This window comes from Rhizobium sp. 05N49 (assembly GCF_056396805.1).
Window position 1 is genome coordinate 220,469 of record NZ_JBFTME010000004.1, and the last position, 15,397, is coordinate 235,865.

General features: G+C 60.1%; 12 protein-coding genes. 3 read left to right on the top strand and 9 right to left on the bottom strand.

The genetic code is table 11. The annotated features are described in order from the left end of the window. Positions 1–79: 79 nt before the first annotated feature. From AC1DF8_RS10615 to AC1DF8_RS10635, 5 genes are all read right to left on the bottom strand, one after another. Positions 80–1,255: an ABC transporter permease gene (locus AC1DF8_RS10615; RefSeq protein ID WP_162710161.1), complete on the bottom strand. Its 1,176-nt coding sequence runs from the start codon at positions 1,253–1,255 to the stop codon at positions 80–82. Continuing rightward, positions 1,255–2,253, bottom strand: coding sequence for an ABC transporter permease (locus tag AC1DF8_RS10620; protein WP_112546144.1), 999 nt, complete (start codon positions 2,251–2,253; stop codon positions 1,255–1,257). The genes AC1DF8_RS10615 and AC1DF8_RS10620 overlap by 1 nt, the downstream gene beginning before the upstream one ends. A 3-nt stretch (positions 2,254–2,256) precedes the next feature. Beyond that, positions 2,257–4,161: an ABC transporter substrate-binding protein gene (locus AC1DF8_RS10625; RefSeq protein WP_112968989.1), complete on the bottom strand. Its 1,905-nt coding sequence runs from the start codon at positions 4,159–4,161 to the stop codon at positions 2,257–2,259. Continuing rightward, positions 4,161–6,050 (bottom strand): ABC transporter ATP-binding protein, encoded by a 1,890-nt coding sequence (locus tag AC1DF8_RS10630; RefSeq protein ID WP_113114510.1) that lies wholly within the window; start codon positions 6,048–6,050, stop codon positions 4,161–4,163. The genes AC1DF8_RS10625 and AC1DF8_RS10630 overlap by 1 nt, the downstream gene beginning before the upstream one ends. Positions 6,051–6,233: 183 nt before the next feature. Beyond that, on the bottom strand, positions 6,234–7,574 hold the full coding sequence (locus AC1DF8_RS10635; RefSeq protein ID WP_112546147.1) for an adenylate/guanylate cyclase domain-containing protein: 1,341 nt from the start codon (positions 7,572–7,574) through the stop codon (positions 6,234–6,236). Positions 7,575–8,001: 427 nt separating this feature from the next. On the opposite strand from AC1DF8_RS10635, the gene AC1DF8_RS10640 reads away from it, so the two are divergent. Beyond that, positions 8,002–9,345, top strand: a complete 1,344-nt coding sequence (locus tag AC1DF8_RS10640; protein WP_478153394.1) for a nucleotide sugar dehydrogenase — start codon at positions 8,002–8,004, stop codon at positions 9,343–9,345. On the opposite strand, the gene AC1DF8_RS10645 is transcribed toward AC1DF8_RS10640, so the two are convergent. Continuing rightward, entirely contained in the window at positions 9,335–10,510 is a 1,176-nt protein-coding gene (locus AC1DF8_RS10645; protein WP_112968993.1) for a DUF3095 domain-containing protein, read from the bottom strand. The two genes, AC1DF8_RS10640 and AC1DF8_RS10645, sit on opposite strands and share 11 nt — an antisense overlap. Before the next feature lie 121 nt (positions 10,511–10,631). Between AC1DF8_RS10645 and AC1DF8_RS10650 the strand changes: the two genes are divergently transcribed. After that, the gene (locus AC1DF8_RS10650) at positions 10,632–11,111 is read left to right on the top strand and encodes a class I SAM-dependent methyltransferase (protein ID WP_112546150.1); all 480 of its coding nucleotides are present in this window, start codon (positions 10,632–10,634) and stop codon (positions 11,109–11,111) included. Positions 11,112–11,118: 7 nt separating this feature from the next. Here AC1DF8_RS10650 and AC1DF8_RS10655 read toward each other — a convergent pair whose 3' ends face one another. Then, positions 11,119–11,574 (bottom strand): Rrf2 family transcriptional regulator, encoded by a 456-nt coding sequence (locus AC1DF8_RS10655; RefSeq protein ID WP_478153396.1) that lies wholly within the window; start codon positions 11,572–11,574, stop codon positions 11,119–11,121. Positions 11,575–11,710: 136 nt separating this feature from the next. On the opposite strand from AC1DF8_RS10655, the gene AC1DF8_RS10660 reads away from it, so the two are divergent. Then, positions 11,711–12,616 (top strand): NAD(P)/FAD-dependent oxidoreductase, encoded by a 906-nt coding sequence (locus AC1DF8_RS10660; protein WP_478153398.1) that lies wholly within the window; start codon positions 11,711–11,713, stop codon positions 12,614–12,616. A gap of 12 nt (positions 12,617–12,628) precedes the next feature. Here the strand turns inward: AC1DF8_RS10660 and AC1DF8_RS10665 are convergent, their stop codons facing one another. Both AC1DF8_RS10665 and AC1DF8_RS10670 read right to left on the bottom strand, forming a co-directional pair. Then, entirely contained in the window at positions 12,629–13,507 is an 879-nt protein-coding gene (locus tag AC1DF8_RS10665; protein ID WP_478153400.1) for an FkbM family methyltransferase, read from the bottom strand. Then, positions 13,507–15,222, bottom strand: a complete 1,716-nt coding sequence (locus tag AC1DF8_RS10670) for an adenylate/guanylate cyclase domain-containing protein (protein WP_478153402.1) — start codon at positions 15,220–15,222, stop codon at positions 13,507–13,509. Before AC1DF8_RS10670 ends, AC1DF8_RS10665 begins: the two co-directional genes overlap by 1 nt. Positions 15,223–15,397 lie beyond the last annotated feature (175 nt).

Consider the following 15,397-nt stretch of genomic DNA (forward strand, 5'->3'; position numbering starts at 1 on the left):
GTGGACGACATACTTCTACCACCCCCGCATGCCGGAGGCCACGATGCGGCGGAGGTGAAACACCCCGCCGAATTCACCGCTATTTGTAGGGATCTGCCGCATCGCGCAAGCCGTCTCCCAGAAAATTGAATGCCAAAATCACCAGGACTACCGGAACGATCGGAAACAGCAGCCACGGATAGAAGGCGATGACGCTGACGCTCTTGGCCTCCGTCAGCAGGATGCCCCAGCTGGTAATGGGTGGCCGGAGGCCGAGGCCGAGGAAGGAAAGCGCCGTCTCGCCGAGGATCATGCCCGGAATGGAGATGGTGGCGGATGCAATCAGATGCGACATGAAGCCCGGCACCAGATGCCGGCCAATGACGCGCGGTGTGCTAGCCCCCATAAGCTGGGCGGCCTGCACATAATCTTCCTCGCGCAAGGCCAGAAGCTTGGAGCGCACGGCGCGGGCAAGCCCCGTCCAGTCGATAATGCCAAGGATGACGGTGATGCCGAAATAGATGACGATCGGGCTCCAGGTCACCGGCATGATGGCAGCCAGCGCCATCCAGAGCGGCAGCGATGGAAGGGATTGCAGGACTTCGATCAGTCGCTGCACGACAAGATCGAAGATGCCGCCCCAATAGCCGGCGAGCCCGCCGATGACGATGCCGAGCACGAAACTGATGGAGATGCCGATCAGGCCGATGGTGAGTGAGATTCTTGCACCGTAGAGGATACGCGACAGCACGTCACGGCCGAGACGATCGGTTCCGAGCAGGAACATCTGTCCACCGATCGCCGGGCATACAAGATGATAGTTGGCGGCGACGAGCCCCCAAAACTTGTAGCCATCACCACGGCAGAAAAAGCGGATCGGCTGGATGTCGTTTTGCTTGTCGCTGTATAGCCGGTGCAGCGTATCGATATCGAGCGTCATCTGCCGTCCATAGACGAACGGACCGACGAAATTGCCCTCGCTGTCGAAAAGATGGACGCGCTGTGGCGGCGAATGGATGAAATCGACGTTGCGGGTATGGAGCCCGTAAGGCGCCAGGAACTCCACGATCAAGATCATCAGGTAGACGGCGGCAAGGAAAATGCCTGAAGCCAGCGCCAGCTTGTGGCGTTTGAACTTCCACCACATGAGCTGCTTCTGCGAGGCAAGGTGGATACGCGACTGTGCCGAGGTCATCGTCTCCGTTGCGATCGGATCGAACGGGGCAGTCGAAACATAGTGCGGCAGCGGCGCACCGGGCGCGGGTAGGGGCGACATTATTTGGTGCTCCTGCCTTGCAGACGGATGCGGGGATCGAGGAAGCCAAGGGCGATATCGGAAATCAAGACGCCGATGACGTTCAGGAAGGCGAGGAACATCAGGAAGGAGCCGGCAAGGTACATGTCTTGGCTTTGCAGCGCCTTGATCAGCATTGGCCCGGTCGTTTCCAGCGACAGAACGATGGCGACGATTTCCGCACCCGAAATGATCGACGGCAGGATCGAGCCGATATCTGCGACAAAGAAGTTGAGCGCCATGCGCAGCGGATATTTGACCAGCGCCCGCATCGGATGCAGGCCCTTAGCGCGCGCCGTCGTCACATATTGCTTCTGCATCTCGTCGAGCAGATTGGCGCGCAGGCGGCGGATCATGCCGGCCGTGCCGGCCGTGCCGACGATGATGACGGGAATCCAGAGATGCGCGAGGATCGACTTCGCCTTTTCCCAGCTCATCGGCTGGTTGAGATATTGCTGGTCCATCAGATGGCCGATGGAAAGACCGAACCAGACATTGGCGAAATACATCAGGATCAGCGCCAGCATGAAGTTCGGAATTGCAATACCGAGCAGGCCGAGGAAGGTCAGGCCGTAATCGCCCCAGCTATATTGATGGGTTGCCGAATAGATGCCGATCGGGAAGGCGATCAGCCAGGTTAGAAGGATGGTCGTGAAGGAGACGAGGATCGTCAGCCACAATCGGTCGCCCACGACGTCGGAAACCGGCAGCTGATATTCGAAGGAATAGCCGAAATCGCCATGCAGCATTCCCCCGACCCAGAAGAAGTAGCGCACGATCTCCGGCTGGTCGAAGCCGTATTGATGGCGCAGCTCCTCGATTTCCTGCAGGTTTGCGGTCTCGCCCTGGGCGCGCAGTTCGGCGATCTGGCTTTCGAAGAAGTCGCCGGGCGGCAATTCGATAATGACGAAGACCAGCGCCGATATCACGAGCAGGGTCGGCACCATGGCGGCGATACGCCAGAGGATATAACGGATCATCGCTCAGGCCTCCTTGAACCAGAAGGTGTCCGGCATGTAGACGCCGAGGAAGGAGGTTGGATCGAAGCCGTAGAGCGCGTGCTCCGGCACGTTCTGCATTTTGGCGGATCTGAGGATCGGCTGTAGCGTGCTGTTGATGAGGCCGATCGAAAAGACCTGCTGGGTATAGAGGGACAGCATCTTGTGCCAGATAACCTCACGCTCTTCCGTCGTAGCACTTGCGCCCCACTGGTTCAGGAGATCCACAAGCTCGGCCGCCTCCGGCAGATCGGGCGCCTTGCCCTCCTGACCGGCCGAAAGATAGTACATGCCCCAGAGCGGCCATTGAAGCTGGTCATCCAGCGTAGGGGCTAGTCCATAGGGAGACATGTCGGCGGTCGGCACGCCGTTATCCAGCCCGTACCAGATCGACATCATGATCGAACCGCTCATGGCGCGATTGCGGAAGACGTCGCGCTGCGAGGTGCGGGTGAAGAGCGCCAGACCGATATTGGCCCAGTGATCGTGCACGAGTTCCAGAACGTCCGTGTCGAGATTGCTCTCGCCGGCTGTCTCGACGGTGATCTCGGCGCGGCGTCCATCAGGCAGCAGGCGGATACCATCGCTGTCGCGCTTGTCGAGGCCGAGTTCGTCGAGCAGCTTATTGGCCGTGTCAGGGTCGAAATTCACATAGGCGTCGGCATATTCCGGTTTGAAGAGCGGACTTTCCGGCAGCACCGTATCGGCACTCGCCTTGCCGAGGCCGTAGAAGGCCACCATGTTGATCTCATGCCGGTCGATTGCCAGCGACAGGGCTCGGCGGAAGCGTACGTCGCGGAACAGCGCGCGCCAGGTTTCGTCGGCGACATTGAGGTTCGGCAACAGCGTGATGCGCGAGCCGCGCGCCACCTTCCAGAGATTGACCTTCACAGCGAAGCGCTTTTCCGCCTCTTTCAGGAAGGTGTAGTCATTGAAGTCGATGCCCGTCGCCTGCAGGTCGGATTCGCCCGCGCCGGCCTTGGCGGCGATGATCGAGGAAGACGAGACGTTCAGGATGAAGCGATCGAGATAGGGCAGTTGCATGCCATTCTCGTCGACGCGGTGGAAGAAGGCATTACGCTCGAAGACGAACTGGTCGGCCGGCGGCGCCGTGCGGTTCTGCCAGGGATCGAGCGTCGGCAGATCGGGATTGTTGGGCCGGGAAGCGAGCGCCATCTTGATGTGCAGGTCGGCCCATTTCTTGGCGCGGTTCTTCTTCATCAGCTCTTCAAGCTTGGCCTTGTCCTGAAAGCCCTTGTGGAACTGTTTCAGGTAATGGCCCGGGCCATAGATAACGAGCGGCAGAGGTCCGGCAAGCGCCGACAGGAAAACCGGGTTGGGCTTGTCCCAGCTGTAGCGCACAGTCAGCTCGTCGAGCACTTCGAAGCGCGGCAGGGAGCCGTGCGGACGCAGCTCCAGCGCGCCGCCGCCGGGCGTCAGTTCCTTGTTGAGGATGACGTCTTCCCACCAGTAGCGGAAGGCTTCCGCCGTGAAGGGATGACCGTCCGACCATCTGTGCCCCTCGCGCAGCCGGAAGGTGAAGACAGTGTCATTCTCCGAGGTGAAATCGCGCAGGATATCGGGCTGGAACTGCAGCTTGGTGTCGTAGCCAACCAGCCGCGAATAGCCGTAGACGGTCATGTAGCGGATATCGCGCACACCGCCGATGATGGTGCGCACATTGCCGCCATAGGTGCCGGGCACGCGGCCCATCTCCTTGAGATTGACGATACGCGGCTCAGTCGGAATGCGCTCGGCCATTGGCGGCAGACTGCCGTCAGCGACCCTGGCCCTCAAAATTTCTGGCTCGGCGAGCTGCTGTGCCCGGAGCACGGAAGGCGCGATGGCCGAGCCGATCAGGCCGCCGAGAAAGATACGGCGCGTCACCATCAGACCAGTTCCTTCGCATCGGCACCCTTGCGGGCGCGCACCAGATGGCCGCCGCCGAGATCGGCAAAGGCAAGTTCGGAGGCGTCATCGTGGTCCGCCCTGAAGACCGGGCCCCAGTTCTGCTTGTCGGCTGCACCATTTTCCTGCAGCGCCTTGAAGTCGAGCGGCCGGTCGAGATCCGGGAAGGGAACGGCGGCAAGCAATGACCTGGTATAGGGGTGAACCGGATTGCGCAGAATGATTTCGCGCGGCGCGATCTCGACAATACGGCCCTTGCACATGACGGCGATGCGGTCTGCCATGTAGTCGACGACTGCGAGGTTGTGCGAGATGAAGAGGTAGGTGAGCCCCAACTCCTTCTGCAGATCCTTCAGAAGATTGAGGATCTGTGCCTGCACGGATACGTCGAGGGCCGAGACCGGTTCATCAAGGATGACAAGCTTAGGGCCGAGAGCGAGCGCGCGGGCAATTCCGATGCGCTGGCGTTGGCCGCCGGAGAAACTGTGCGGATAGCGGTTGAGATAGCGCCGGTCGAGGCCGATCGCGCCCATCAGCGCCTCGACTTTGGCCTTGCGCTCGGCACTGTTGCCGCGATCATGGATTTCGAGAGGCTCGCTAAGGATATTGCGCACCGTCATGCGCGGCGAAAGCGAGGAAACCGGATCCTGAAACACCATCTGGATCTTGGTGCGAAGGTCCTGCAGTTCCGACCCCTTGACGGAGAGGACGTCGATCACATCCTTGCCGTCGTTGAACGTCACCGTGCCACTATCAGGCGTGACCGCGCGCATGAGAATTTTGCTGACGGTCGTTTTGCCGCAGCCCGATTCGCCCACGAGCCCCAGACATTCGCCGCGGCGGATATCGAAGCTGACATCGTCGACAGCGCGCAAGATGGTGGCTTCCTGGCCACCGAAGAAGCTACGCTTGCGCGTCTTGTAGGTCTTGGAAAGATTGGCGACGGAAAGGAGCACGCCGGGCGCTTCCTTTTCGACCGGCTTCTTCTTGCCGATCAGCGATTCCAGATTGACCGGGACGTCCCGCAGGGCCTTCAGCCGTTCGCCTGGCTTCATGTCGAAATGCGGAACCGCGGCCATGAGGGCCTTGAGATAGGGATGTTGCGGGTTGCGGAAGATTGCTTCGACCGGGCCGGCTTCCATGATCTCGCCGTGATAGATGACCACCACTTCGTCGGCCATATTGGCGACGACGCCGAGGTCGTGGGTGATCAGCAGCATCGCCATGCCGAGCTTGGCCTGCAGGTCGCGCAGCAGTTCGAGGATCTGTGCCTGGATCGTCACGTCGAGCGCCGTGGTCGGCTCGTCGGCGATCAGCAGCGCCGGCTTGCAGATCAGCGCCATGGCGATCATCGCGCGCTGCCGCATGCCGCCCGAGAGCTCGAACGGATACATGTCGTAGGTGCGTTTCGGATTGGAAAAGCCGACGAGGCCGAGCATTTCCTCGGTGCGCTCGCGTGCCTCCTTCTTGTCTGCCTTGGTGTGGATCAGCAAGACCTCGCTGATCTGGTTGCCGACCGTGTGGAGCGGCGAGAGCGACGTCATCGGCTCCTGGAAAATAGTCGCCATGCGGCGGCCGCGCAGGTCGCGCATCTCGGCGCTGTCGCGTGACAGCGACAGAATATCCGTGGCCTTGCCATCCAGCGGGTCGGTAAACAGGATACGGCCGCCGGCATGGGCGGGGGCTGGAAGGATGCCCATGATCGACTGGCTGATAACAGATTTGCCGGAGCCGCTCTCGCCGACGAGGGCGGTCACTTTGCCTGGCAGAATCCGAAGATTGGCTTCCTTTACGACACGCAGCCGGTCGCCGAAAACGGAGAAGGCGACGTCCAGATTCTCAATACGCAACAGATCGGCAGCTGACGCCATACCAATGAAATTCCCCAGTCCTTATGTGTTCCCGTTAAGGCACACTATCGTACCGTCAACTGGGTGTCCAGTTGATGACAGGCATGGGGAAAAGCAACGCATGGCGCCTGTTTTACAAAGCGCTTGATGCAGGGGTTCTCATATACGGCGCAGCGGCCAAAGCGCTGCAATGTTCGCGTGTAGTTACTGGATGAATTTTTCGATAGGCGTGCGTTTTACCTGTTTCTTGTCGCGGTGAAGCATGATGACCTGCTCGGCTTCCGAAAGGCCGTTCTGAACGGCTTCACGGAAACCTTCATCGACCCGGATTGCAGATGCCGGCGCCCGCGGCTGCAGCACCGTCACCTTCTGACGGATGCCGCGCAGCTTTTCCTCGCCAAGCGTGATCCATTCGCCGCCGCAGTAGCCGGCAAAGGCCTGGCTCGCGACAACCTCTCGGCTATATTTCTTCGTCAGGACCTGTAGACGCTGTACCTCGTTCACCGCCGAGCCGAAGGCGGAGAAGGTAAGACGATCCTTCAGGCCGACATTGCCGAACATGACGTTGCCGACATGCAGACCGATGCCGTAGCCGATTTTCGGCAGCCCCTTTGCCTCGCGATCCTTGTTCAGTTCGGCAACCCGCGCCTGCGCATGATGGACGGCCGAAAGCGCGGCCTCGCAGGCGATTTTGGACGGATCCTTGTGGCGACCGCAGGGATAGACGGCGAGGAAGCCGTCGCCAAGGAAGCTCAGGATTTCGCCGCCGTTGCGGTTGAATGGCGCAGCGATCGCATCGAAAAACTGATTCAGCGTATCGATGTAGGCCTGCCTTCCCTCCTTCTCCGCGTACATGGTCGATTCACGCATATCCGCCATGACGAGGGCGGCTCGGATGGTCTCACCATCGCCACGGCGAACCTGTCCGTTCAAAACGCGCTTGCCGGCATCGCCGCCGAGATAGGTGGTCAGCATGTTGTTGGCGAGCTTGGCAAGCACCGCCATCTTGGCGGCGACCGCCAGATGGTTCTGCATGCGCAGCAGTGCGTCGATCATGTCGTCGGAAAAGCCGGCCGGGCTGTCGGTCGACCAGGAGCCCATCATGCCCTGCACCGACCCGTCACCGAAGGGTTGCACAAAGGCGAGGTAATCGGTGACCTTTTCCTGCCTGAGATCTTCGAAGATCGGAAATTCACTCGGTCCGTCAGGCATGATGCGGCGGCGGATATGCTGCAGATTGTTGTCGAGAAGATAGAAATAGGGGCTTTGCAGAAAACGGTCCGGCTTCTGGCCGGCCGGCATGCGGAAGCCTTCGATCGTCACGCCGCTCGAGCGCTTCCAGGTGAAGCTCAGCGCGTCATAGAGCGGGTGCAGCATCGAGAAGGTCAGGTGTACGCGCGCGAGTGGCAGGCCGGCGGCCGCGAGCCGCTCGCAGAAACCGCGCACAATGTTTTCAAGGTCGTCACCGGCCAGCGAAGAATTCGTCAGCCATTCAGCAACACGGTCCAACAAAATGGAGGATACGCTGGATTCGATCGTGCTCATTCTTGGTATTATCCTCATGTCGCACGTCCATCCCGAAACGCAAAAAACAGCCCAAACCTGCCCATTCACGATGAGCAGATGGTAAGAAAATCAGGATGTACGAGCGGTATTATCGTGTCAACGATTGCCGACAACCGGCTGTGACACCCGCCAGCTTCCGACCTCCTGGAAACGGGCGAGCAATCTTTGCAAAGCAGTTCATTATCATTTGCCAAAATAGGCACGCTGAAAGTGCGAAACAATGGCATCAGTAAATTTTTTGTGCGTTCCGGTTGCCGGGATCGGCCGCCCCCAATCATTATGTCTATATCCGGCTCACGAATTCAGGCCGCGGGAGGGTCAGGCGCTGCCAAAGAGGCCGGGTTTTATTTGCTGCGATCATGCATTAGATCAGCGTTCGGATTCCTTTTTCGCAAGAGGCACGGCCTTGGACGCAAGCTCTTCCACCTTCGAGACGCTTTCAAAGAAGATTGAGGCCCGTACTGCGCGCGCCGGCATCATCGGCCTCGGTTATGTCGGCCTGCCGCTGGCGATGGCCGTGGCGCGCAGCGGCTTTGCCGTGACCGGCTTCGATATCGATCCGAAGAAGATCGTCGCGCTGGATGCCCGCCGTTCCTATATCGATGCGGTGACGAAGGAGGCGCTGGCGGCCGAGATCGATGCGGGGCGGTTCTCCTCGACGAGTGATTTTGCCGGTCTTTCGGATTGCGACGTTATCGTCATCTGCGTGCCGACGCCGCTCACCAAGCATCGGGATCCCGATCTTTCCTTCGTGGAAGCGACGTCGCGGTCGATCGCCGCCCATCTGCGGCCGGGCCAGCTCATCGTGCTGGAATCGACAACCTATCCCGGAACGACCGATGATATCGTGAAGGTCATTCTCGAAGGGACCGGGCTGAAATCCGGTTCCGACTTCTTCGTCGGCTTCTCGCCGGAGCGTGAGGACCCCGGCAATCAGCATTACCACACTGAGACCATCCCGAAGGTCGTTGCAGGCGACGGCCCGCAAGCCCTGTCGCTGATGAAGTCCTTCTATGGTGCCGCCGTCTCGACCGTCGTCCCGGTCTCCTCCAATGCCACGGCGGAAGCGGTCAAGCTCACCGAAAACATCTTCCGCTCGGTCAACATCGCGCTCGTCAACGAGCTTAAGACAGTCTACGCCGCGATGGGGATCGATGTGTGGGAAGTCATCGACGCAGCCAAGACCAAGCCGTTCGGTTATATGCCCTTTTATCCCGGCCCGGGTCTCGGCGGCCACTGCATTCCGATCGACCCTTTCTACCTCACCTGGAAGTCGCGCGAATACGAGCTGCCGACACGTTTCATCGAGCTTGCCGGCGAGATCAATTCGGCGATGCCGCGCTATGTCGTCGGCAAGCTGGCAGAGGCACTGGATATTCGTGCCGGCAAGGCACTCAGCCGCTCTCGCGTTCTCGTGCTTGGTCTCGCCTACAAGAAGAATGTTGCCGACATCAGGGAAAGCCCGTCGTTGCGCCTGATCGAAATCATCGAAGAGCGGGGCGGCAAGGCGGATTATCATGACCCCTTCGTCGCGGAGATCCCGTCGACCCGTGAATATCAGGCTCTGAAGGGCCGGAAATCCATCGACCTGACACCGGAAGCCGTTGCCGGGTATGATGCGGTTCTCATTGCGACTGACCATGACATGATCGACTACGCGGCTCTTTCGAAGAGCGCCAAGCTGATTGTCGACACCCGAAACGTCTTAAGCCGGCTCGGCCTCTCGGCCGATCATGTCATCAAGGCGTAACGAGCACGCCGGAAAGCTGCTTGCCGGTGATCTGGCTGGCGGCGACGGCGTAACCGCCAGCTGCGCCGTCGATGAAGTGCATGTGGTCGCGCGACAGCGGCGTCGGCACGAAGCAGGTCATCAGTGCCGACGACTGGCGGTGCAGGCCGTAACGCGCCACACCCTTTTCCTGTGCCTGTTTCAACAGCATCTCGATGCGGGCGAGATGTGTGGCGTCAACATCGATTGTCATCTTCAGTCCATCGTCGAATTTACGGAAATCCGAGTTGCCTGAGACGTCCCTCTTGTAGCGGCTTGCGTCGAAATGGGTGAAGGTAATTCCGAATTTATGCAGGAAGACGACCAGGCCGATCTGCAGGAGGATGAAGAGCTTTTGCCGCAGGCGCTTGCCGTCAGGTGCGGTGGCTTTCACCTCGCGATTAATACCCTTCATCGAGAAGGCAAGCTCCGGCCCGTTTTCCGGCACGGGATGCCCGCTCCGGTTCTGTTCTGCGGTGATGGAAACGATGCCGGTAACAAGAGCCTGGAATTCCGGCCCTGGGCCGTCCTCGCCAGGCACGGCGATGATCGAGACGATCTCTCCGTTGCGGGCCTCGATCGGGCTCCAGCGGCAGGAGAGGCCGGTCAGATCCGGCCGGGTGCCGGGTGCGGCCTTCTCGACGCCGTAGCGGCCCATCTTCATATTCTTCTCGGCCCATATCGTGCCACCGCCGGAAAACATCGCATAGGTGACATAAGGACTTGCCGAATAACGGGCGACGCGTACGTCGAGACCCTCCGCGCGAATATCCGCGATCGGTACGATGGCGATGCGCAAATCGAGGTCGAGATCTTCCTTCACCCAGACCTGCGTCGCGGCAAGCGCCTTGCGCGCTTCCTTCTCAAGCGAAACGGGCAAGGCGATCAACGCGCCGTCGCCGGCAAAGACGAAGGGATAGTCGCCCTTGCCGACAGCATTCAGCACCGCGGATATGACGCTGGCACCGGCCATGTTGACGTCCTTGTAGCGGCCGCCGGAAATCGCCTTCGTCGAGCCGACGATATCGGCCATCGCCAGCACCCATCCTTCGGGCAGCGGCTGATAGTTGCTCTCATCGGTCACGCCTTCGAAGTCGCTGAAGACAGGCACGTTGGCGAAGAATGCGTCGTTGGACATCTCGTTCATGGGACTGAGTTTATCACAGACCCGTGTTACCGCTGCAACGGCAATTTGCGTTTCCGGCAATCGACTTACACTGCATCGATATGGTAGCACCGCTGAGATATTTTATGATGGACGGGACAAGATGAGCCGCCTCGACAGCTTCATTCGCCGATTGACGGCTCAACGCGATATTCTCAACGCGATCATTGACCTGGTGGAAGAGGTGGAGGGGCCGGTGCTCGAATTTGGCCTCGGCAACGGTCGCACCTACGACCATCTGCGCGAGCATTTTCCCGACCGCCGCATTATCGCCTTCGATTGGGAAATACGTTCCTATTCCGCCTCAACACCGCCGGCCGAAAACATGGTGACTGGCAATATCCGCGACACCGGCCAGGCGTTCCTCGGAATCAATGCTGCGCTCGCGCATGCCGATATCGGCACCGGACATGACGAGATCGATGCCGTCACGCTGACCTGGCTGCCGCAGTTGATGGCTGGCGTTCTTACGCGTCACGGAATCGCAGTCAGCGGCTTGCCGCTGGAGCACGCCGAGCTTTTGCCTCTGCCTTTGCCCGACGGCATCAAGGAAGGCCGCTATTTCCTCTACCGCAGGAAATGATCCGCGCTCATGAGGCGCAGGAATAGGGTGTCGCCGAGCGTTCGGCAAATTTTGCCTCGAAGTCGGCCGCGATCTTGTCCAGCGTCACGCTGCCCAGCCGCCGCAGGAGCAGCGCCTGTGCCTCCTTCATCGCGTCCTCGAGAACGGCATTTACGGCTTGCTCCACAAGGCATGTAGGCTGGTCATCGGCCGGCCCGATCGCGAAAAGATTCGGTTCGCCGATGGCGTTATAGACATCGAGCAGGGTAATTTCCGATAGCGGACGCACCAGCGTCCAGCCTCCGCCATGCCCCTTTTCGGAACGGACATAGCCCTGCGCTCGAAGGCCGGCCATGGTGCGGCGGACGACGACGGGATTGGTGTTCAGCATCTTGCCAATCATTTCAGAGGTCGCCGAATGCTCATGCCGATCCATATGGATCAGCACGTGCAGCATGCGTGAAAGGCGGCTGTCATTGCGCATGAGGTTTCATTCCTGTCGATCGAATGCGCCATTATCACAAGCGGATCGTAACAAGACAAGTAACATGATACTTGACCGCTTCACTTCATGTAACTTATGTTGATTCATGATTGAGATGTCGTCGAAGGAGAGTGCTATGTCATACGAGGCTATCGTTGTCGGCGGAAATTTCGCCGGCCTGTCCGCGGCAATGCAGCTCGCCCGGGCGTTGCGCCGGGTTCTGCTTGTCGATGCGGGGGCGCCGCGCAATCGATATTCGCCGGCCTCCCATGGCTTCCTGGGCCAGGATGGCCAGACGCCGGCGGCGATCATGCGGGAGGGAAAGCGGCAGCTTGCGCTTTATCCGACCGTCACCATTCGGGACGGGGAGGTTGTTCATGCGCGTGCCGATGGCGGCGAATTCGTCATCGACATCGAGGGTGGTGGCGAAGAAAGGGCCGCGCGCATCGTCCTGGCAACCGGGATCAGAGATACACTGCCCGAGATCTCCGGTCTGCGGGAGCGATGGGGACACTCCGTGCTGCACTGCCCCTATTGCCACGGCTATGAGGTGAGCGGCGGCAGGCTCGGTGTTCTCGCAAACCATCCGCTTTCAGCACATTCGGCCATGCTGATTCCCGACTGGGGAGAGACAACCTATTTCACCCAAGCGCTATTCGAGCCCGATGAAGAGCAACTCGTGCGGCTGACCGCTCGCGGCGTACGGATCGAGCGCAGCCCCGTCGTGGAATTATTGGGCGATAGTCCCAGGCTTGAGGCCGTTCGCCTCACCGATGGCCGGATCGTGCCGCTCGATGCCGTGTTTGTCGCTCCGAAAACGGCGATGGCCAGTCCGCTTGCCGAGCAACTTGGCTGTGTCTTCGACGACGGTCCGTTTGGTCCTGTCATCCGGACCGGCGATAACAAGGAAACGTCCGTCAAGGGTGTCTTTGCCGCCGGCGACGCGGCGAGCGCCATGCACAACGCCACGCTTGCTTCCGCCTCAGGGGTGCTTGCTGGTGTGCATTGCCATCAATCGCTGGCGATGCAGTCAGCCGGATAGCTCTTGTTCGGTCTAAGGCAGGAACAGCACGTCATATTGATCGAATGCGCCCGGCAAATCACGGACTTTCATCTCTTTCTCGTGGTCCTCGAAGACCACGAGACAATTCTCGTAGAAGCCGGCGAGCATGCGAATGAAGGCTTTTGTGCCCTCAGGGCCGTAGAAGAGCGGCGTGAACTCCATATAGAGCGGCGCGCGGCGGGCAAGCAGCGGCAGCATCGAGCGACAGGCAACCGGCTCATACCCCTCGATATCCATCCAGACGAGACCGATGGACGCCTGATCGATGCCGAGGTCGTCGAGGATGCCGGTCACGGAGCGCACCGGAACGCTGATCTTCTGGTCGCTGGCGCTCTGGCGGATGGCGCTGCTCTTGCCATGATTGGCGCTGTTTAGAAAGAAGTCGATCTCGCCTTTACCTTCGCCGGCGGCGCAGTTGACGAGGCGTACCACATCCGCGAGCCCATTCTGACGGATGTTCTGTTCCAGAAGGCGGAAATTGCGCGGGTCCGGCTCGACGCTGACGATCCCGGAAAATGCCCGAGCGAGCGCAAAATAGACGGTCTGTGTGCCGATATTTCCGCCGATCTCGAGCAACATGCTGTCTTTTCTCAGCAAGCCGCGCTGGCGCAGGATCACGAGCAGCCGATCGACGGCCTCGCGTTCGAAATGGCCCTTCCGGAAGACTTTGCGGCCGATATAGTCGGCTGGCGAAAAGCTCATCAGGTGATCGCCGGCATCGACCGTCATGGAGATGACGCGCGTCCCGATATTTTCGATCAGCAGCCGGCGGCCAAAACGGGTGTTGAAGAAACGCGTGGCCAGCGCATTGCGCGCCTTGCGCAAACGACGCCTCCAATATTTGCCAGTTAGCCACGCTTGGCCGGACATTATTGCTTTTCCTTGAGCGGTTCGGCGGCCTTCTCTCTCGGAATGACATAGACTTTCAAGGGCAGCGCCCGTCCACGCACATTGATTTCGCAGCTTTCGACCGGTTCCAGATCAATGCCGGCGCCTTTTGCGACCGGCTCGGAGATCACGATCGCGGCATTGAGCTCCTTGGCGGCCGTCTCCAGGCGGCTTGCGACATTGACCGTATCGCCGACGGCCGTCAGGCTGCGCACCCGCCCATAGCCCATCGTGCCGACGACTGYCGGGCCGGCGTGGATGCCGATGACGATTTGCAGCGGCAAAGGCAGTTCGTCGGAAAGTTCGGCGGCGAGTTTTTCCACCTCGGCAGCAATCGCGGTTGCGGCCGCGACAGCCTGCCGGCAGCCTTCCTCTGGCGTGGTGTTGAGGCCGAAGAGTGCCATGGCGCCGTCGCCGATGAATTTGTCGAGCTGTCCGCCGGCCTGTTCCACCGCCTTGCCGACGATCCCGAAATAGCGGTTGAGCAGGAAGACGACGTCGAAGGGCAGGCGGGTCTCGGTCAGCGTCGTGAAATGACGCATGTCACAGAAGAGTACGGCGATGTCGCGCTCGCGGCCGGGGCTGGTTTCCTGGCTATTGGCGGGGAGGGCTGCTTCTGTCTGCGGCACGAGCAGTGGCGCCACGGTCAAGTCCTTGTCCGGGCGGAGCTGACAGGCGAGGCGTACATCGGCTGCCGCATTGATGCGCTTCAGCGTCGTCTGCTCCAGCTTGTCGGCTGGCGGCAGGGTCCAATAATCGCTGAGAATCTGGACGCGGCACGTGGAGCACTGGCCCTTGCCACCGCAAACCGAATAGTGCGGCAGGCCGCCAAGCCTGCTAGCCTCCAGGACTGTAAAGCCGCGTGGCACACGAACCGTCTCGCCGCCGGGATAGTGAACGGCGACCTGGGTCGCCCGCTCTTTCAACCTGCGGCGCGCCCGTGCCAGAATGACGAGGGCAAGCGCTGCGGAGAAGCTGCCGAAGAGCCCGGCGCGGATCTTCGCGATTTCCTCACGCGCCTCGGGATCGTTGTAGTAGCGGGTATTGATTGTTTCTTCGTAGTGGTCGGATTCCGACTGGACGTAGGAGGGATCGGACAGCGTGCGGCCCATCTCGACGAAACCGAGCAGCGCCAGCACCGGCAGGAGAATGGCGATGGCCAGAAGCAGCGACGAGGAATTGACGTACCACGACCGGTAGCGCAGCCAGAAATGGATGCCGATACAGCCGTGGATCCACACGGCAAGCAGTGCGAAAGTCTGGCGTACACCGTCCTTCGGCGAGTTGATCCAGAGCGTGCGGACGATCGTCTCGTAATTGTCGCTATAGCTGTAGAGCGCATGAACGATGCGTGTGCCGATAACATGGTCGATGAGCAGAAGCGGAATCAGAAGGCCGAGAACGATTTGCGCCATCTCGTTCTTCGGCATGATGAGGCTGCGGCGCATATAGAGCCCACGTAGCACCAGCGTCAGATGGACCAGGACCGAGCCGTAGAAGAGCAGAGTGCCGAGCGGATTGCGCCAGACCCCCAGAAACAGTCGGCGCGCATCGTCGGCTGCCGTCAGCGAAACGAGCCCCAACGCATGGTTTGACATATGCAGGATGATGAAGACGAACATCACAAGGCCGGAACCGAGTCTGGCCTTCCTGATCGTGCGCTCCGAAAAAATCCCTGTGGCCCAGACCGTGGTCATCAATTCCTGTTCTTGAAGCTCAAATCGCAAATGCACTAGAGAAGACGAAAAAGGGCGGAATTATCGTCTCGTCTAATCACGATCGCTTCGGTATGCCTGCCTGTATCGTTCAAGGATAGTGGCAATAGCGGAAATTTTCGCTTACGGCGTGAGCGCCGATTGGAAACACACTGTC